We start from the raw sequence: 17,636 nt of genomic DNA on the forward strand, positions 1-17,636 counted from the left end.
GGCTCGTCGGTGGTGTCGGATCAGGCGAGGTCGAAGCGGTCCAGTTCCATCACCTTGGTCCAGGCCGCCACGAAGTCGGCCACGAACTTGACCCGGGCGTCGTCGCTGGCGTAGACCTCGGCGAGCGCGCGGAGCTGGGAGTTGGAGCCGAAGATGAGGTCGACCGCGGTGGCGGTCCACTTCACCTGCTCGGTGGCCACGTCACGGATCTCGTACACGTGCTCGTCGGACTCCGACGCCTTCCAGCGCGTGCCCGGGGAGAGCAGGTTGCTGAAGAAGTCGTTGCTGAGCACGCCGGGCCGGTCGGTGAGCACGCCGTGCCGGCTGCCGCCGACATTGGCACCGAGGGAGCGCAGGCCACCCACGAGTACGGTCATCTCGGGCGCGGTCAGGTTGAGCATGTACGCCCGGTCGATGAGCAGCACCTCCGGCTGGGTCTTCTCGCCGGCACGCAGGTAGTTGCGGAACCCGTCGGCACGCGGCTCCAGGACCCGGAACGACTCGATGTCGGTCTGCTCCTGGCTGGCGTCGGTGCGGCCCGGGTGGAATGGGACGGTGATCTCGACACCGGCGTCCCGCGCCGCCTTCTCGACCGCGGCCGAACCGGCCAGCACGATCAGGTCGGCGAGGGAGATCTGCGCCCCGCCCGCCGCGTTGAACTCCCGCTGGATGCCCTCCAGGGTGCTCAGCACCGTCGCGAGCTGCTCCGGCTGGTTGACCTCCCAGCTGCGCTGCGGCTCAAGGCGGATCCGGGCACCGTTGGCACCGCCGCGCTTGTCGGTGTACCGGAAGCTCGCGGCCGAGGCCCAGGCGGTGCTCACCAACTGGGCAGTGGTGAGACCGGACTCCAGCACCTTCGCCTTGAGCGCCGCGATGTCAGCTTCACCGACCAGCTCGTGGTCGACGGCCGGAACCGGGTCCTGCCACAGCTGGGGCTCCGGCACCCACGGCCCGAGGAACCGGCTGACCGGACCCATGTCGCGGTGCAGCAGCTTGAACCACGCCTTGGCGAAGGCCAGCGCGAACTCGTCCGGGTTCTCCAGGAACCGGCGGGAGATCTTCTCGTACGCCGGGTCCACGCGCAGCGACAGGTCGGTCGTGAGCATCGTGGGCTTGTGCTTCTTCGACGGGTCGTGGGCGTCCGGGATGATCGCCTCGGCGTCCTTGGCGACCCACTGCTTGGCACCGCCGGGGCTGGTGGTGAGTTCCCACTCGTAGCCGAAGAGGATCTCGAAGAACCGGTTGCTCCACTGCGTCGGCCGGTCGGTCCAGGTGACCTCAAGGCCGCTGGTGATGGTGTCGGCGCCCTTGCCGCTGCCGTACGTGCTCAGCCAGCCCAGGCCCTGCGCCTCCAGCGGCGCGCCCTCAGGCTCCGCGCCCACGTGGTCGTCGGCGACACCGGCGCCGTGGGTCTTGCCGAAGGTGTGGCCACCGGCGATGAGCGCGACGGTCTCCTCGTCGTTCATCGCCATCCGGGCGAAGGTCTCCCGGATGAAGTGCGCCGCCGCGAGCGGGTCGGCGTTGCCGCGCGGGCCCTCGGGGTTGACGTAGATCAGGCCCATCTCGGTCGCGCCGACGCCCTGCGACATCTCCTTCTCGGAGACGTAGCGCTCGTCACCCAGCCAGGTGTCCTCCGGGCCCCAGAAGATCTCCTCGGGCTCCCAGACGTCCTCCCGGCCGAAGCCGAACCCGAAGGTCTTGAAGCCCATCGACTCCAGGGCCACGTTGCCGGCGAGCACGAGCAGGTCGGCCCAGGAGATCTGCTGGCCGTACTTCTGCTTCACCGGCCAGAGCAGGCGGCGCGCCTTGTCCAGGTTGGCGTTGTCCGGCCAGCTGTTGAGCGGGGCGAAGCGCTGCCCGCCGTCACCGGCGCCGCCGCGGCCGTCCTCGATGCGGTAGGTGCCCGCGGCGTGCCAGCTCATCCGGATCATCAGGCCGCCGTAGTGACCGAAGTCGGCCGGCCACCAGTCCTGCGAGGTGGTGAGGACCTCGGTGATGTCCCGCTTGAGCGCCTCGACGTCGAGCTTGGCGAACTCCTTGGCGTAGCTGAAGTCCTCCCCCAGCGGGTTGCCCTTCGACGAGTGGGCGTGCAGCACCGAGAGGTCGAGCTGGTTGGGCCACCAGTCCCGGTTCGTACGCGGACGACCGCCGGTCTTCGGGGTCGGCGAGTCGATCGCCGGGTTCTCGCTCTCGCTGCCGTGGGCGGTCACGGAGTCGTGCGCGACCGGGCAGCCGGCCGCCGCCTTGGCGTCCACGCCCTGGGCGCTGGACGGGGCGTCGTGCTCTGCGTTGCTCAATGTGCTTCCTTCCGACCTGGCGGTTCACTTGTGGTGCGGGCGGTCGCGCAGTCGGGGCAGGTGCCCCAGTAGACGACCTCCGCCTCGTCGACCACGAACCCGTGGTCGTCGGAGGCGGTCAGACAGGGGGCGTAGCCGACGGCGCAGTCCACGTCGGCGATCACGCCGCAGGAGCGGCAGACGACATGATGGTGGTTGTCCCCGACCCGGGACTCGTAGCGGGCGATCGCTCCGGTGGGCTGGATGCGCCGCACCAGACCGGCGTCGGTGAGTGCCCGCAGCACATCGTAGATCGCCTGGTGGGACACGGTGGGATGATCGGCGCGGACCAGCCGGATCACGGTGTCGGTGTCGACGTGCGGGTGGTCGCGTAGCGCCGCGAGCACCGCCAACCGGGGCCGGGTCACGCGCAACGAGACCGCCCGCAGCTGCGCCTCGAAGTCGGCCGTCATGCCGACGAACCTACTCGACTCTTCTGGAATCAATCAAGTTTTCGCGGGATCAGGCATTCGTGTCGCCGGTGTCCCCGCCCTCGTCCGCAGCCGCCGACGTGGCCGAGGTCACCGAGGCGGTGGGAGACGTCTGATCGGCAGGGGGAGCTGTGGTTTCGGCAGGTTCCGTGCTCGGTGCCGGGGTCGGATCCGGCGGCGGGGACGGGGTGGGGGGCCGCGAGGTCGCCGCGGGACTCGACGTCGCCGACGGGCTGGGCGTGGGGCTGGTCGCCGACGGGCTCGGGGAGGTCGACGGATCGGACGTGGTCGGCGTCGTGCTGGTCGGCGTGCCCGGTGGCGTCGCCGATGGTGCACCCGACGGCTGGGCGTCGGGCTGACCCGATCCGCCTCCGCCGCCGTCCGGAGACGGGCGGTCGCCGTCCGGCGCACCCGACCGCCCCCGGGAGGCCCCCTCCATCGACGCCGCCGGCTCGGCCGACGCGGAGGCCAGGACCGACGTCCGTACGTGCGTGCCGGCATGCTCGCAGGCGACACCCGCCAGGCTGAACCGCTCCGGCGTCTCGTGCCCGCCGGACTCGACCCGACCGTGCAGGGTCGCCGTCACACCGGTGCCCGGGGCCGACGGCTCGGCCAGTCGCAGGGTCACCCGCTGCTCGTCGTGTGTCCAGGCGGCGCCCTGCACGTCGAGGAGATGTTGGCTGGCCGGCAGGGTGAAGGTCAGCGCCCGCTGCCCGGTCGCGGGTCGCCCGGTTCCGGTAACGCTGATCTGAGCCAGGAAACGGCCATCGGCGGCCTGCTGCGCCCGGTACTGCACCGTGCAGCCGGCCTCGGCGGCCGGTGGGTCCGCCGAGCCTTCCTCGGCGGTGAGCAGTCCCGGCAGGATCCCGGCCAGCGCGGCCGCCGCGGCGGCAGGAGCGGCGAACAGCAGTCCGCGCCGCCGCCCGACGACCGCCGACCGCCGGGCAGGTGCGCCGGCCGGCCTGGTGGGGCCGGCGACCGTCCGGGTGGGTACGGCGACCGAGGTCGGCGCGGCGCCGGGTGCCGGCCGCACGGTCATGGTCGCCCCGGCCAGCGTCTCGGCGACTTCGGCCGCGCCCGGACGCCGGTCCGGATCGGTGGCCAGACACCTACCGATCAGGTGCGCGTGGAAGTCGGACAGTCCCTCGACGGCGGGAACGGCCACCGATTCGTGCGGAGCGCGTCGGGGAGCCTGACCGGTGAGGCACTCGGCGAGCACGACGCCGAGGGCGAACACGTCGCCCGCCGGCACCGCCTCCGCTCCGGCGGTCAGCTCCGGCGGCAGATAGCTCGGGGTCCCCCACAACTGCCCGTCCGGCTCCGCCGGGTCGTCACCCGCGCCGGCCGCGATACCGAAGTCGACCACCTTCACGCCGCTCTCGGTGAGCATGATGTTGCCGGGCTTGACGTCCCGGTGCACGATGCCCTGCTCGTGCGCGGCGGCGAGAGCCGCCGCAACCTGCTGACCGATCCGCAGCGCCTCGTCCGGGGGCAGCGGGCCGGCGGCACGGAGCCGAGCGGACAGCGTCGATCCGGCGACGAACTCCATCACCAGGAACGGGGTGGGTGTGCGGGTCAGGTGCCGCTGCTCACCGTAGTCGTAGACCCGGGCCACACCCGGGTGGTCCAGCCGGGCGGCGGCCAGCGCCTCGCGGCGGATGCGGTCGCGGGCCGCCGGGTCGCCCAGCAGCGGCGCCGACAACAGCTTCACCGCGACGGTACGCTGCAACCGCAGATCGTAGCCGCGCCAGACGGTGGCCATCCCGCCCCGGCCGACCGGCTCGTCGAGCCGGTAACGCCGCTGCAGACATCGCACGAGCCCAACCTCCCGCTCCGGTCGCGCACCCTGGCAGGGTGTCCCGTCGGCGGATCGTGTCCGGTCACCGCCCTGGTCGACTATCGCGCTACCCCCGGCCGGAGGCGGGAAAACCCCTGGTCAATCAGTTGGTACGTCTCGATTCGTGATGTCACGTGACCGTCACACGTTCGCGCGGCACCCGTCATCCCGCAGGGCATCTCTGGGAACAGGCATCGTTTCGAGGAGGCGACGACATGCGCGACCGACGTTTTGCCAACTGGACCACGCGGCGGGTGCGCGCTGCCGGCGATCCAGCAGTCCATCCGGCCGTGCGAGGCGGCCAAGGAGGAGCCGTTCCGCGCGGCGTCCGGCACGCAGCGCTCGGCACCGCACTGACGGCCCTACTCACCGTCACCGGCTGCGCCCCCGAGCCGGCGGCGGAACCGCCACCTCCCGCCACCGGCACCAGCCCGCCGAACACCCTCGCGAAGGTCGACGTCGGTGACGCGCTGACCGTGACCGCGACCGTGGACCGGGTCATCGACGAGCGCGCGCTCGTCGTACGGGATGTCGATCTGGCCGACCGCACCCTGCTCGTCCTGACCGGGCAGGCGGTGGAGGCGACCCCGCCGCAGTTGCTCAGCGTGGAGGGGACCGTGGTCCGCTTCTCGTACCGCAGCCTCGCGACCCGCCACCACCTGACCGACCGGGCGGCGTACCGCCCGTTCGAAGGGCAGAAGGCGCTGGTGGCCAGTCAGATCACCGTGTGGCGGTGACGGGCTCCGCGCAGCCGGCCACGCCGCGGTACTACGGCTTGCGGGCGACCACCCCGACGAAGGTGTGGTAGGTGTCGCTCTGCTCCGGTGCGGTCTCATCCGGGTCCGGTCGCCACGCGGCCACCGGCACCAGGCCCGGTTCCGCCACCTCCAGCCCCTCGACAAAGGAGAGGATCTCCTCGTCGGTACGCCAACGACCGGTGCCGAGGGACTCGTTGAAGATGCGCTCGACCTCGCGCGCCTTCCGGGAGGCATCGGGGTGCCGGTCACCGGGATCACGGAAGTGGGAGATCGCGACGTAGCTGCCCGACGGCAGGGCGTCGATCAGCCTCGCCGCCACCGCCTTCGGGTTCTCGTCGTCCGTGAGGTGGTGCAGGATCGCGAAGAGCAACAGCCCGACGGGGCGGTCGAAGTCCAGGAACCGGCGGACCTCCGGGTGCTCCAGGATGGCCTCCGGCGACCGGATGTCGGCCTGGACCACCGTCGCGGTTCCGGCGTCGGCCAGCAGCGCCCTACCGTGCGCCAGCACGATCGGATCGTTGTCGACGTAGACCACCCGCGCCTGCGGGTCGTGGCGCAGGGCCACCTGGTGCACATTGCCCTGAGTGGGCAGACCGGAACCGAGATCGAGGAACTGCCCGATGCCCTGCTCGGTGAGAAAGCGCACCGCCCGACGCAGGAAGGCCCGATTCGCCTGGCCCGCCTGCGGGCCGTCCGGCGTGATCCTGAGCGCGTGCTCGGCGACGGCACGGTCCACAGCGAAGTTGTCCTTGCCACCGAGCATGAAGTCGTACACCCGGGCGATACTCGGCACGCTCATGTCGACCCCGGACGGTGCCACCTCTTCATTCGCCACAGTTCGTCTCCTCGTCCACACCGGATCACGGTCGGCCGAACTGCACCTGCTCGACATCCTGCGGCCGACGCCGTCGACCATCCTAAGTGGTCCCCTCGACGGCGCGCTCACTCCGGTCCGTCTCGGGCTCCTCGTTCGGGTGCCAGACATCCGGCGGTCGATGCGCCACCGTCGTCCCGGTCAGCGTCGAAGCCTGTCGGTGGCCGGTGCCAGAATGCCGCACAACCGATCTTGGGAGGGTTACGTGGGTAGCTGGGACAGCGGACCGTTCGACAACGACACCGCCGCCGACTGGTGTGGCGACCTCGACAAGGCCGACGCCACTGAGCGTCCGGCACTGGTCCGCAAGGCCCTGCACGGGGCCGCCGTCGAGCAGGACTACCTCGACTCCGACATCGCCTGCGAGGCGATCGCCGCAGCCGCGATCGTGGCCGCGCACCTGCCCGGCGGGCAACCCGTCACTTCACCGTACGCGCCGGAGGTTCTCCGCAGCGGCGGCCGACTCGACCTGCCCGGCGACCTGCCCGCACTGGCCGCGAGCGCGCTCGAGCGGATCATGTCCGCAGATTCCGAATGGCACGACCTGTGGCAGGAGGCGTACGCCGACGACGACAACCCGGCCTTCGACACCGTCCGCGAGCTGCGCCGGACACTGACGGCCCGATCCGGCACGGATGGGTCCGCAGGTCGACCGGATCACGACTCGGCGAGGTAGGACGGGGCCTCTCGGGCTTCGTGCGACCCGTGCTCACCTGGGCAGGGATGCCGCCCAGGTGAGCACGCGGTCGACGTCCGATCGCGCCCAGCCGAGCGCGGGATCGATCGATACGAGCAAGGTCGGTACCGAACGGGCAGCGGCCCACCGCCGGCCGACGGCGGTGTGGTCGTCATCGATCCACGCGGCCGGTCGATCGGCGGCCACGGCGGCCACGGCCGGCACCTTGAGTTCAGGATCGAACGGCACCGGCGGGAAGCCGACCACCGGCAGCGGCCCGACTCCGAGCAGCGGCAGGTAGAGCTCGTTGGCGTCCTCGCCCCAACCCGTTGCCCACCACAGCTCTCCGGCGACGGCCAACTCCCGAATCCAGTCGGCATGCGCCACGCAGTAGCGCTGCGGATCTTCCCCGTCGAAGAGGACACGTTCCTGGTAGCCGTCCGGGCAGGTCGGTGCCGCGAAGGGATTCAGTACGCCGTCGAGGTCCAGGAAGATGACGGGTAGGTCAGGCCGTCCCGCGCGGGGGGGGATTCAACGGACGCATAAGGTCGGCAGGGACCCTAGGACGCCTGGCGGACGGGCATGTCGGCCCGCCAGACCTCGGCCAGATCGCTGAGAGAAACGTCCAGGGCGTGGCTGAGGCGGACCACGGTGCCGAACGCCGGCGCGGGGAGGCGGCCCGCCTCGATCTTGCGCAGCGTCTCGGGCGAGATGCCGGCTGCCAGGGCCACGTCGACGAGGCTGCGGCCGGCTCGAGCGGCCCGCAGGGCGGCTCCGAGGCGCTGGCCCGCGGCGATCTGTTCGGCGGTGAGCGGTTGGCGAACCATGCCAGCAGGATATCCCTCCGAGCCGCCCCATCGTGACGTGGTATAAAAATACCGCAGGAGTGAGGGAGGCTTTTTCATGATCGAGCTCAAGTCGGCCGAGGAAATCGAGCTGATGGCGGTGACCGGCCAGTTCGTCGGCGAGTTGCTCGCCGAGCTGAGCGGTGTCGCCGCCGTCGGCGTCAACCTGATGGACCTTGAGCACTACGCTCGCCGTCGGATCAACGAACGCGGTGCGGAGTCCTGCTACTGGGATTACGCCCCCTCGTTCGGCCGCGGCCCGTTCCGCAACGTGCTGTGCCTGTCGGTCAACGACGCGGTACTGCACGGTCTTCCCCACGACTACGTCCTACGTGACGGCGATCTGCTCAGCATCGACATGGCGGTCGGCATCGACGGCTGGGTCGCCGACTCCGCGCTCTCCATCGTCGTCGGCACCCCCGACCCGGCCGACCTGAGGCTGATCGAGGCCACCGAGGTCGCACTGGAAGCCGCCATCAAGGCCGCCCAGCCCGGCGGCCGGCTGGGCGACGTCTCCGCCGCGATCGGCGAGGTCGCCAACGCCTACGGTTACCGGGTCAACGGCGAGTTCGGCGGCCACGGCATCGGCCGCACCATGCACGAGGCCCCGCACGTGGCCAACAGCGGCCGCCCCCGGCGCGGCCTGAAACTCGAACCCGGTCTGACCATCGCCATCGAGCCCTGGCTCTGCCACTCCACCGACAAGATCAGGTACGACAAGGACGGCTGGACCATCCGATCGGCCGACGGTTCCCGCACCGCCCACTCCGAGCACACGGTCGCCGTCACGGCTTCCGGCCCCCGGGTCCTGACCCGCCGCCCCGCCCACGGCACCGCCTCCCCGGACCACCCCGAGAAGTCCGCCACCCACTCCTGACCCGGGCGATCTCCGCGCGGTCGACGGACCGCCGGTTGTCAGCACCGGCAGCGGTCAATGCCGGGTCATGTGGGCTATCCGGGGGGCAGGACACCGAACTCGTTGCCGTCGGGGTCGGCCAGCATGACCGTGCCGTCCTCGCCGACCCCGATCCACGTGGCGCCGAGGGACACCAGCCGGTCGGCCTCCGACCGCTGGTCACCGTCAGCGGGTGGCGCAAGTTCGAAGCGCTGCCGGCTCCTTCCCTGCTTCGGTGCCACAGGCGGACCACCCCAGGCGACCTTCGTCCCACCGCGCGGTGACTGCACGGCGGTCTCCTGACCCTGATCCCACACGAGCGGCCAGTGCAGCGCCGCCTGCCAGAAGAGGCCGACCTCCCGGGTGCCGTCGCAGGCGATTTCACCGAGGAACCCGCATCCGGCGAGGAACTTGTTGCCCGGCTCGATCACGCAGAATGCGTTACCTTCGGGGTCGGCCAGGACGACGTGTCCTTCCTCCGGGCGTTGTCCCAGGTCCAGGTGGCCCGCACCGAGAGCGAGCGCCCTGGCCACCGTCTGCTGCTGGTCGTCCGGGCTGGCGCTGGTGAGGTGCAGGTGCAGGCGGTTCTCCCCCACCCGCTTCGCGCGGCTTGCCACGAACCGGAGGCCGAGCTGCGTGTCCGTGCCGGGGAGAAACGCGCCGCCGGCGTCACGAACGACATCCCGGCCGAGCAGGCCGGCCCAGAACTGCGCCAACCGCAGCGGCGCGCTGGCATCGAAACACACCGCGACCAGCTGACACGTCATTGCATCCCCCGGATCGTCGGCTGACCATCATCGGCAGCGCCATTCACCGGGTGGAGCGTAGGGAGATTCGTCGCCGGGCACAGCCGAATATCCCGACGACGCCCGCGTGGTCTTCCCCGAACGGCGTGTCGGCCGTGGAGGTCAGCAGCCGAGGCGCCTGGTGGACAGGGCGATGTCGTCGATCCAGAGATCGAACTCGCCCGGCGTGGTGCCGCCCTGGTAGAGCTGCCAGCCGATCTTGACGGTGTTCACCGTCGGCAGGACGAACGGCACGTCGTTGCCACCGTGTTCGGTGGTGGAGGCGGTCAGCTCCGGGTTCGCCACCCCGTCGATCCACACCGCGACCCGGTTGTCCGCCGGGTCAAGCTGCCACTCGAAGCACTGCCAGGTGTCCTCGACGACCGGGGCGGACTCGCGCCAGTTGGTCCAGTCGCCGGTCGGCCCGCCGTCGGCGCCCACCCCCCAGAAGATGCCGGGAACCGTGGGTGCGTACTGCCCGCCGATCGGACGGACGATCTCCGAGCTGCCGGTGCCGGTCGCCTCGACCAGGGTGAAGTGCGCCCAGTCCGGGCCGGTGGGGAAGGCATCGACGCGCAGCCGCATCCGACCGTAGAAGCGGTTTCCTGGCGCGGCGAAATCATCGACGCGAAGGAAGGCTCGTCCGTTGTCGACGGTGTGAATGTGCAACACCTGGTTGCCACGACGGGCACGTTCCACGGTGAGTGTGCCGTTGCGCGTGTCGATGCCCCAGTCCAGGGTGCTGGCGCCACCGCGCGGCAGTCGCTCGAAGTCCTCGCAGAAGAGCATCTGCCGGGTGCAGGAGCCTCGGTGGGCGGCGTCCGCGGCGTCGGACGGGACACTGCCGACCGTGACGCCGACCGTCAGGGCCGTCAACGCGGCAAGAAGGCTGCGCATGTTCTCCTCCAGGAGCTGATTTCCACCACGGCAAATTGGGGTGGCGAGGCTTGGGAGCGTTCCCATATATAGCAGATGTTGGATCTACTTGCCTGCGTTGTCCTACCCCTCGGCGGGGCGCATACTGAGCTCGACCTCGTCGTCTCGTTCGCCGTTCTGCCGCAACCGCGAACGCACGACGGGGTTTCTCCATCCGCACGGTGTTTGATACGGCGCAGTTGTGGACGTGTTACAGAGGAGTACCAGCCATGAGACCGATCGTCCTGGTGCACGGCTTCTGGGTGACGCCCCGCAGCTGGGAGCACTGGATCTCCCACTATGAGAGCAAGGGCCACCAGGTGGTGGCCCCCGCATACCCAGGATTCGAGGTCGAGGTGGAGGCGCTCAACGCCGACCCGGCCCCGATCGCACAGGTGACGGTGCCGCAGATCATCGCCCACCTCGAAGAGGTCGTGCGGGGGCTGCCGGAGGCTCCGATCGTCATCGGTCACTCCGCCGGTGGCGCCTTCACCCAGATCCTGCTCGACCACGGCTTCGGCGCCGCTGGCGTGGCGCTCAACTCGGCACCCACCGAGGGTGTTCGCGTGGTCCCCCTGTCCCAGGTCAAATCCACTTTCCCGGTGCTCAGGAACCCCGCCAACCGACACAAGGCGGTCGGCTTGACCCTCGAACAGTGGAAGTACGCCTTCACCAACACGTTCACCGACGAGGAGTCGCGGGCACTCTACGAGCGCTACCACATCCCCGCCCCCGGCGGCATCGTGTGGGGCGGTGTCTTGGCCAACTTCCAGCCCGGTCACCAGGACACCTGGGTCGACTACCAGAACGATGACCGCGCGCCGCTGCTGTTCGTCTCCGGCGGTGAGGACCACATCATGCCGCCCGCCGTACAGAGGTCGAACGCGGAGCATTACACCTCCAACACCGTCACCGAACGCCGCGAGTACCCGGGGTACGCCCACCTGCTGCCGGCCCAGCAGGGGTGGCAGCGGATCGCGGACGAGGTGCTCGACTGGGCCGTGCGGCAGGCGGCATGACCGACGTACGGATCACGCCCATCGGCGGTCCGACCGTGCTGATCGAGGTCGACGGTTGGCAGTTGCTCACCGACCCGACGTTCGACGAGCCCGGGCGGACCTACCAGTTCGGCTGGGGCACCGCCTCACGCAAGCTAGCCGGCCCCGCACTGGCCGCCGAGTCGCTCGGCGACCTCGACGCGGTGCTGCTGACCCACGACCACCATGCCGACAACCTCGACGACGCCGGCCGGGGCCTGCTGCGGGCGGCGAGCCGGGTCGTCACCACGGTGGCCGGCGGCCGGCGACTCGGTGCCGGCGCCACCGGCCTGGCACCGTGGCAGCACACCACACTCACCGCACCCGGCCGCCCGACCATCGAGGTCATCGCGACCCCGTGCCGGCACGGCCCACCACTGAGCCGGCCGGTCGTCGGCGAGGTGACCGGGTTCGTGCTGCGCTGGCCCGGCCAGCGGCACGGTCCGCTCTGGATCACCGGCGACACCGTGCTCTACGACGGAGTCCGTCAGGTCGCCGACCGGTTCGCCATCGGCACCGTCGTACTGCACCTCGGAGCGGTGCGGTTCGGCCTCACCGGTCCGCTGCGCTACACGATGACCGCAGCCGAGGGCGCCGAACTGTGCGGTCTGCTCAAGGCCCACACCGTGCTACCGGTGCACTACGAGGGCTGGGGTCACTTCCGCGAGGGCCGACCGGCGATCGAGGCCGCCTTCGCCGCAGCTCCGTCCCCGGTCCGGGAGAGCCTGCGCTGGCTCACCCCCGGCACGGCCACTACCCTCACGGTCTGAGCGAGCGGGTGACCCGAGCGACGACAAGAGCCCGAACAAACTGTCTCAGCGGCATATTCATGTCACAGCGACATGTCGCTCAGCACCGACAATCCGTCCGGCCGCCCGGCTACGAGGAAAGACCACCATCATGAACGGCCCCGCCCAGAGGAAGATCGCCGAGACGCCGACGGCGAGGCAGCGACGGGTGTGGGACAGGTCCGCACCCCGCTACGACAAGCAGATCGCGTTCTTCGAGCGGGTCCAGTTCGCCGGTGGCCGCGAATGGCTGGGTGCCCGCGCGCGTGGTCGGGTGCTGGAGGTCGCCATCGGCACCGGCCGTAACCTGCCGTACTACCCCGTCGACACGACGGTGACGGGCGTCGAGCTGAGCCGGGCGATGCTGGACATAGCGCGGCGACGGGCCGCAGATCTCGGCCGCACCGTCGACCTGCGCGAGGGCGACGCGGAGGAGCTGCCCTTCGCTGCCGCCTCGTTCGACACCGTGGTCTGCGCCCTCTCACTGTGTAGCATTCCGCGGCCGGCGCGGGCGATCGACGAGATGAAGCGGGCCCTCGTACCCGGCGGCCGACTGCTCCTGCTGGACCACATCGGTAGCACGTGGCCACCGATCTACGCCGCGCAGTGGCTCCTTGAACGGCTGACGATTCGCTCGGCCGGCGAGCACCTCACCCGCCGTCAGCTGCCACTCGTGCGGACGGCAGGGTTCACCGTCGTCGAGGCCGAGCGGTCGAAGGCCGGCACCGTCGAACGCGTACACGCGGTCAAGCCCGCGTGAGCAGCCGGCGTACGCCAGGAACCGAGCATCGCTCGCCTTAATATGAGTTAACTGGTATAGATCTTTCTCTATGGATTCCGGTTAGGTTGGCGGTGGCCCACCTGATCCGGCTGGCGTACCTCCGAGGCGCCCGGCAGCGGCACCGGCCAGGTCAACGGGCTGCGACACCCGCAGCATCGTCGCCCAAACCCCGAGGGCGGAGCGCGGCGGGACAACCCCGCCCCGATCGCGGCGCACCCCCGATCCGCGCCGCCGTTTCCACAGGAGGCAATAGATGAGACGAGTTCTCACCCTCGCGGCAGCAGCGATCCTGCTGCCCGTCGGTGCCATCGCCGTCGCGGTAACCCCCGCCGCAGCGGCCCCACTGCCCACCCCGGACACCGCCAGCGCCGCCGTGGCGGCCGCATCGTCGGAGATGCTCGCCGCGATGCAGCGTGACCTCGATCTGACCCCCACCGAGGCGCGCACCCGGATCGCCCGGGACGACAAGGGAACCAGGACGGACGCCAGTCTGCGCCGGTCCCTGGGCTCGTCGTACGCCGGTGGCTGGATGACCGCCGACGGCCTGGTCGTCGCCGTTACCGGCAAGGTCGCAGCCAACCGGGTCAAGGCCGCTGGCGCGCAGGCGACGATCGTCGAGCGCAGCGGCGCCGAGTTGGACCGGATCAAGGCGACCCTGGACCGCCACGCAGCCAAGGCGCCGGCCGGCGCGGTACCCGGCTGGTACGTCGACGTCACGACCAACACCGTCGTGGTCCTCGCCAACGGGAACACCGCAGCGGCCGCGAAGTTCGTCCGCACGAGCCGCGTCGACGCCACCGCGGTCCGGGTGGTCAGCACCACCGAGGCTCCTCGGCTGCTCTACGACGTCCGGGGCGGCGACGCCTACTACATGGGCGGACGCTGCTCGGTCGGGTTCTCGGTGACCGGAGGCTTCGTCACCGCCGGACACTGTGGCCGCACCGGCACCGCCACCCAGGGCTACAACCAGGTGACCCAGGGCACCTTCCGCGGCTCGTCGTTCCCGGGCAACGACTACGGCTGGGTCCAGACCAACTCGAACTGGACGCCGCAGCCGTGGGTCAACAACTACTCAGGCGGCAACGTGACGGTCGCCGGCTCCACCGAGGCCGCCGTCGGTGCGGCGGTCTGCCGCTCCGGCTCGACCACCGGCTGGCGGTGCGGCACCATCCAGGCCAAGAACCAGACCGTCAACTACGCCGAGGGCTCGGTCAGCGGACTGACCCGCACGAACGCCTGCGCCGAGCCGGGCGACTCGGGCGGGTCGTGGCTGTCCGGCCAGCAGGCCCAGGGCGTGACCTCGGGTGGCTCCGGCAACTGCTCCTCCGGCGGGACCACCTACTTCCAGCCGGTCAACGAGATCCTCTCGGCGTACGGCCTGACGCTGCGCACCAGTGGCGGTGGTAACGAGCCGCCGCCGCCCACCGGGTGCAGCGGCTACGAGGCGACCTACACCGGCAGCATCTCCTCCGGCCAGAGTCGCTACCAGCCGAACGGCAGCTACTACTACTCGTCCTCCTCGGGCACCCACCGCGGTTGCCTGGACGGGCCGACCGGGGTGGACTTCGACCTCTACCTGCAAAAGTGGAGCGGATCGGCCTGGGTCGACGTGGCCGGCTCCTACAGCGCCGGGCCGGATGAGTCGCTGACCTACAACGGCACGGCGGGTTACTACCGCTTCGAGGTGCACGCGTACAGCGGCTCCGGCAGCTACTCGCTGGGCATCACCAACCCCTGACCCTTCGACGGCCCGGTGGCGGGGTGCGGATCGGACGCACCCCGCCACCGGCGTTCGGCCGTCCCGGGTCGGGGCTGACGTCACCGGGTCACGCCACTTCCGCTGGCCGCTCGTCGCGGCCGGAGAGCTCGCGCAACAGGTCCGCCGCGCGCCCTGCCCCGCCCGCCTTACGGCTCTGCTCACTCCAGTAGCAGCTGCGCTGCCGGAAGCCGTCCTCCGAAAGCAGCCGACGCAGCTTGCCGGTGATCTCGTCCGGGTCCACCTGGGGCGGTTCGTCGAGGGCCAGCCCGACACCCGCGTCGACCGCCCGGGCGGCGACGTCGTAGCAGTCCAGCCAGAACGGGGTGATCAGCATCGGCTGTCCGAAATGGATCCCCTCGTGGAAACCGTTCGCACCGCCGTGGCAGACGAAGGCGCGTACCCCCGGGTGAGCGAGCACCGCAAGTTGGGACGGTACCCACTCCTCGACCCTGATGTTCGCCGGCAGCGGTCTGGTCAGCACGCAACGTTGCTGGGGTGGCAGTTTCCACAGCACCTGGTGTTCCGGGCCGATCCGACCGAGTGCTTCGGCGAACGCGTCGAGCTGGGCAGCGGAGAGACTGGCCAGGGTGCCCAGGCAGACGTACACCACGCTGGTCTGCTGGTCCAGCCAGTCGGTCAGTTCGTCGCAGGGTCGCCCGGGCGTCGTGGTTTCCTCAGGCACCATCGCGCCCAACAGGTGCAGATGGTCCGGTGCGGGAAAGGGGTACTCCAGCCCGAACACGGTGTAGCCGAAGACGGCGACCGCTGCGGCGGCGTACTCAGCGGGGTCACCGGAGGCGTTGGCCAGGCCGCGGGCCCGGCGCCGCCAGGTCGGCCCGGCCAGCGCGCGCAGCAGCGCCATGTGCAGCCGTGCGCGGAACAGCACATTGGTCAACCGCTGTGCCCCGGTCAGCCGGCGCGGAAGCCCCGAGGTCGGCGTCGGGTAGTCCCACGGCAGACGGCTCAGGTAGGCGGCGCTGATCGGATACGGCACGCTCAGCACGTAGGGCACGCCCGCAGTGGTCGCCGCGTCGAGTGCGCCGAGGTTCATCACGTCGATGACCATCAGCCGGGGGTCGACCCGCTCGATGTGGTCCAGGCTGCGCCGGTATACCTGTGCGGTGGCGTCGGCCGTACGTACCGCCCGGGCGAGAGCGGCCAGGCCGGCGGTGGTACGTCGTCCACCGGCCATCGCCGCATACAGTTCGCCCTCGATCCGCACCGGCACGTCGGCGCCGGGCAGATAACGCAGCGGGCTGCCGAGCGCAGCCGCCTCGACCCGGTGCCGGGCGTCGACGTCGACGCTGAACCACAGATCCGGTTCACCCCGTCGGGACATCTCGGCGGCGATGGTCAGCAACGGGTTGAGCTGTCCGGGGTGGGACGGGCTGGCGAACATGATCGGCCTGCGGGGCACGGCCCCGGCTGCTGCTGGCACCTCGGCTCCTGACACGTCGACACCGGTACGTCGGCTTCGGGCTCGGCGTCATGGCCTGAGGCGTACCGGCAGGTGGTCGTAGCCACGGAGCACCCGGGTCGGCCGGCGTTGCGGTACGCCGTCCAGCGCCAGATCGGGGTACCGCTCGAACAGGCTGCGCAGTCCGATCTCGCCCTCGAGTCGGGCCAGGTTGGCGCCGAGACAGTAGTGTGCCCCGCTGGAGAAGGCGAGATGGTCGCGCGCGTTGCCCCGGGTCACGTCGAAGCGGTCCGGATCGGCGAAGACAGCCGGGTCCCGGTTGGCCCCGCCCAGCATCGGCACCACGACCTCGCCCCGGCGTAGCCGTACCCCGGCCACCTCGGTGTCGGTCCGGCAGTATCGGGCAGTCGTCTGCACCGGGGAGTCATAACGCAGGATCTCCTCCACCGCGTTCGGCCACCGGTGCGGCTCGGCACGCAGCAGGGCGAGTTGCTCGGGGTGGGCCAGCAGTAGCGCCGTGCCGGTGCCGAGGAGATTCACGGTCGTCTCGAAGCCCGCCGCCATCAGCAGGCCGGCGAGGACGACCAGTTCCTCCTCGGTCAGCCGTTCACCGTCGCTGTCCAGGAGTACCAGTTGGCTCAGCAGGTCGTTGCCGGGATCGGCGCGCAGGCGGGCGAAGTGTCCCCGCAGCCAGGCGTTGAGCTGCCGGATCCCCGCCTCGACACGGCGGAACTCGCCGAGGGAGAGCCCAAGGTCCAACGCCGGCGACATGGCGGAACCCCAGTCCAGGAAGCGTTGGCGCAGTTGCCGTGGCACGCCGAGGATCTCGGCGATCATGGTGACCGGTAGCAGACTGGCGTAGCGCGCAACCAGATCCACCGGCCCGCGGTGCGGGGCGGCCCGGCCCAGTTCGTCGAGCAGGTCGGCACAGTGCCGCTCGACCTGGGACCGCAGACCCTCGATCGCCCGGGCGGTGAAGACCTTGACGACGAGTCGACGGTAGCGGGTGTGCGCGGGAGGGTCGGTGACGAGCATCGACGGCGGATCGATAGGCCCGATCGGCATCCCCCGCCGGCTCAGCCGGCGCAGCGTCGCCAGCGGGCGGGGCACCGGAACCGTGTCCGGATGCACGCCGAACGCGTCGCGGCGGAGTACCTCGGTGACCACGTCATGCCGCGTGGCACTCCACATGAGGCGGCCACGGACGAGGGCACCGGTCTGGCGGACCTGGCGATAGAACGGGTACGGGTTCTCGCGGATCACCGGGTCGAGAAAGAGCCGGGCCTGCGTGTCGCCCCGACGTGCGGCGGCGGCGATGCCGAGCCGCAGCAGACCGTGCCGCACCGTCCACCGCAGGAGGGTGCCGGGCCCGGACATCACGCTCCCGCCACCCGAGATGAAATGCCCGTCTCAGATCGCCGATCCGGTGCGTCCACCCGCCTCATTCCCCCACCTGAAAGCCGGCACAAGGACCCACGCACGCAAAGACCATCACGCCCAGG

At 70.6% G+C, this 17,636-nt stretch carries 17 protein-coding genes; 7 read left to right on the forward strand and 10 right to left on the reverse strand.

Going from position 1 to position 17,636, the window contains the following annotated elements; translation table 11 throughout:
* Positions 1-20 precede the first annotated feature (20 nt).
* The 3 genes from katG to ACN26Z_RS19365 are packed head-to-tail and all read right to left on the reverse strand — an operon-like array spanning position 21 to position 4,583.
* Positions 21-2,297 carry a catalase/peroxidase HPI gene (katG, locus tag ACN26Z_RS19355; RefSeq protein ID WP_421462659.1) on the reverse strand — a complete coding sequence of 759 codons (2,277 nt, stop codon included), beginning with the start codon at positions 2,295-2,297 and terminating at the stop codon, positions 21-23.
* Positions 2,294-2,749 carry a Fur family transcriptional regulator gene (locus ACN26Z_RS19360; RefSeq protein ID WP_093407101.1) on the reverse strand — a complete coding sequence of 152 codons (456 nt, stop codon included), beginning with the start codon at positions 2,747-2,749 and terminating at the stop codon, positions 2,294-2,296. The genes katG and ACN26Z_RS19360 overlap by 4 nt, the downstream gene beginning before the upstream one ends.
* A 49-nt stretch (positions 2,750-2,798) precedes the next feature.
* Positions 2,799-4,583 (reverse strand): serine/threonine-protein kinase, encoded by a 1,785-nt coding sequence (locus ACN26Z_RS19365; protein ID WP_421462660.1) that lies wholly within the window; start codon positions 4,581-4,583, stop codon positions 2,799-2,801.
* 236 nt (positions 4,584-4,819) lie between these two features.
* Between ACN26Z_RS19365 and ACN26Z_RS19370 the strand changes: the two genes are divergently transcribed.
* Entirely contained in the window at positions 4,820-5,341 is a 522-nt protein-coding gene (locus tag ACN26Z_RS19370) for a hypothetical protein (RefSeq protein ID WP_421462661.1), read from the forward strand.
* Positions 5,342-5,372: 31 nt separating this feature from the next.
* Here ACN26Z_RS19370 and ACN26Z_RS19375 read toward each other — a convergent pair whose 3' ends face one another.
* Positions 5,373-6,197, reverse strand: coding sequence for an SAM-dependent methyltransferase (locus ACN26Z_RS19375; protein WP_421462662.1), 825 nt, complete (start codon positions 6,195-6,197; stop codon positions 5,373-5,375).
* 244 nt (positions 6,198-6,441) lie between these two features.
* Here ACN26Z_RS19375 and ACN26Z_RS19380 point away from each other — a divergent pair, with 244 nt between their 5' ends.
* Entirely contained in the window at positions 6,442-6,912 is a 471-nt protein-coding gene (locus ACN26Z_RS19380; protein ID WP_282238077.1) for a DUF4259 domain-containing protein, read from the forward strand.
* 33 nt (positions 6,913-6,945) lie between these two features.
* Here the strand turns inward: ACN26Z_RS19380 and ACN26Z_RS19385 are convergent, their stop codons facing one another.
* Both ACN26Z_RS19385 and ACN26Z_RS19390 read right to left on the reverse strand, forming a co-directional pair.
* Positions 6,946-7,299, reverse strand: a complete 354-nt coding sequence (locus tag ACN26Z_RS19385; RefSeq protein WP_421462663.1) for a hypothetical protein — start codon at positions 7,297-7,299, stop codon at positions 6,946-6,948.
* A gap of 173 nt (positions 7,300-7,472) precedes the next feature.
* Positions 7,473-7,739: a helix-turn-helix domain-containing protein gene (locus tag ACN26Z_RS19390; RefSeq protein WP_093407114.1), complete on the reverse strand. Its 267-nt coding sequence runs from the start codon at positions 7,737-7,739 to the stop codon at positions 7,473-7,475.
* 76 nt (positions 7,740-7,815) lie between these two features.
* Here ACN26Z_RS19390 and map point away from each other — a divergent pair, with 76 nt between their 5' ends.
* Positions 7,816-8,634 (forward strand): type I methionyl aminopeptidase, encoded by an 819-nt coding sequence (map, locus tag ACN26Z_RS19395; protein WP_421462664.1) that lies wholly within the window; start codon positions 7,816-7,818, stop codon positions 8,632-8,634.
* Positions 8,635-8,708: 74 nt separating this feature from the next.
* Here the strand turns inward: map and ACN26Z_RS19400 are convergent, their stop codons facing one another.
* Both ACN26Z_RS19400 and ACN26Z_RS19405 read right to left on the reverse strand, forming a co-directional pair.
* A complete protein-coding gene (locus ACN26Z_RS19400; RefSeq protein WP_282238074.1) occupies positions 8,709-9,419 on the reverse strand; it encodes a VOC family protein in 711 nt (236 codons plus the stop codon).
* A 141-nt stretch (positions 9,420-9,560) separates the two neighbouring features.
* Positions 9,561-10,334, reverse strand: a complete 774-nt coding sequence (locus ACN26Z_RS19405; RefSeq protein WP_093407120.1) for a hypothetical protein — start codon at positions 10,332-10,334, stop codon at positions 9,561-9,563.
* Between the two features lie 248 nt (positions 10,335-10,582).
* Here ACN26Z_RS19405 and ACN26Z_RS19410 point away from each other — a divergent pair, with 248 nt between their 5' ends.
* From ACN26Z_RS19410 to ACN26Z_RS19425, 4 genes are all read left to right on the forward strand, one after another.
* The gene (locus tag ACN26Z_RS19410) at positions 10,583-11,371 is read left to right on the forward strand and encodes an alpha/beta hydrolase (protein ID WP_421462665.1); all 789 of its coding nucleotides are present in this window, start codon (positions 10,583-10,585) and stop codon (positions 11,369-11,371) included.
* A complete protein-coding gene (locus ACN26Z_RS19415) occupies positions 11,368-12,159 on the forward strand; it encodes an MBL fold metallo-hydrolase (protein ID WP_421462666.1) in 792 nt (263 codons plus the stop codon). The genes ACN26Z_RS19410 and ACN26Z_RS19415 overlap by 4 nt, the downstream gene beginning before the upstream one ends.
* A gap of 130 nt (positions 12,160-12,289) precedes the next feature.
* Positions 12,290-12,937 (forward strand): class I SAM-dependent methyltransferase, encoded by a 648-nt coding sequence (locus tag ACN26Z_RS19420; RefSeq protein WP_421462667.1) that lies wholly within the window; start codon positions 12,290-12,292, stop codon positions 12,935-12,937.
* 274 nt (positions 12,938-13,211) lie between these two features.
* Positions 13,212-14,696, forward strand: a complete 1,485-nt coding sequence (locus tag ACN26Z_RS19425; RefSeq protein ID WP_421462668.1) for a S1 family peptidase — start codon at positions 13,212-13,214, stop codon at positions 14,694-14,696.
* Between the two features lie 88 nt (positions 14,697-14,784).
* Here the strand turns inward: ACN26Z_RS19425 and ACN26Z_RS19430 are convergent, their stop codons facing one another.
* Entirely contained in the window at positions 14,785-16,155 is a 1,371-nt protein-coding gene (locus ACN26Z_RS19430; RefSeq protein ID WP_421462669.1) for a glycosyltransferase, read from the reverse strand.
* A 48-nt stretch (positions 16,156-16,203) separates the two neighbouring features.
* The gene (locus ACN26Z_RS19435; RefSeq protein ID WP_421462670.1) at positions 16,204-17,511 is read right to left on the reverse strand and encodes a cytochrome P450; all 1,308 of its coding nucleotides are present in this window, start codon (positions 17,509-17,511) and stop codon (positions 16,204-16,206) included.
* Positions 17,512-17,636: the final 125 nt, after the last annotated feature.

Origin of the sequence: Verrucosispora sp. WMMD703 (genome assembly GCF_049178935.1) — a bacterium.
Taxonomy (GTDB): Bacteria; Actinomycetota; Actinomycetes; order Mycobacteriales; family Micromonosporaceae; genus Micromonospora; species Micromonospora sediminimaris.

Bases quoted from the DNA above. Each gene is read 5' to 3' on its own strand.
- map (WP_421462664.1), top strand. From the start codon at position 7,816: ATGATCGAGCTCAAGTCGGCCGAGGAAATCGAGCTGATGGCGGTGACC.
- ACN26Z_RS19370 (WP_421462661.1), top strand. From the start codon at position 4,820: ATGCGCGACCGACGTTTTGCCAACTGGACCACGCGGCGGGTGCGCGCT.
- ACN26Z_RS19390 (WP_093407114.1), bottom strand. From the start codon at position 7,739: ATGGTTCGCCAACCGCTCACCGCCGAACAGATCGCCGCGGGCCAGCGC.
- ACN26Z_RS19400 (WP_282238074.1), bottom strand. From the start codon at position 9,419: ATGACGTGTCAGCTGGTCGCGGTGTGTTTCGATGCCAGCGCGCCGCTG.
- ACN26Z_RS19435 (WP_421462670.1), bottom strand. From the start codon at position 17,511: ATGTCCGGGCCCGGCACCCTCCTGCGGTGGACGGTGCGGCACGGTCTG.
- ACN26Z_RS19410 (WP_421462665.1), top strand. From the start codon at position 10,583: ATGAGACCGATCGTCCTGGTGCACGGCTTCTGGGTGACGCCCCGCAGC.
- ACN26Z_RS19360 (WP_093407101.1), bottom strand. From the start codon at position 2,749: ATGACGGCCGACTTCGAGGCGCAGCTGCGGGCGGTCTCGTTGCGCGTG.
- ACN26Z_RS19425 (WP_421462668.1), top strand. From the start codon at position 13,212: ATGAGACGAGTTCTCACCCTCGCGGCAGCAGCGATCCTGCTGCCCGTC.
- ACN26Z_RS19405 (WP_093407120.1), bottom strand. From the start codon at position 10,334: ATGCGCAGCCTTCTTGCCGCGTTGACGGCCCTGACGGTCGGCGTCACG.
- ACN26Z_RS19415 (WP_421462666.1), top strand. From the start codon at position 11,368: ATGACCGACGTACGGATCACGCCCATCGGCGGTCCGACCGTGCTGATC.
- ACN26Z_RS19420 (WP_421462667.1), top strand. From the start codon at position 12,290: ATGAACGGCCCCGCCCAGAGGAAGATCGCCGAGACGCCGACGGCGAGG.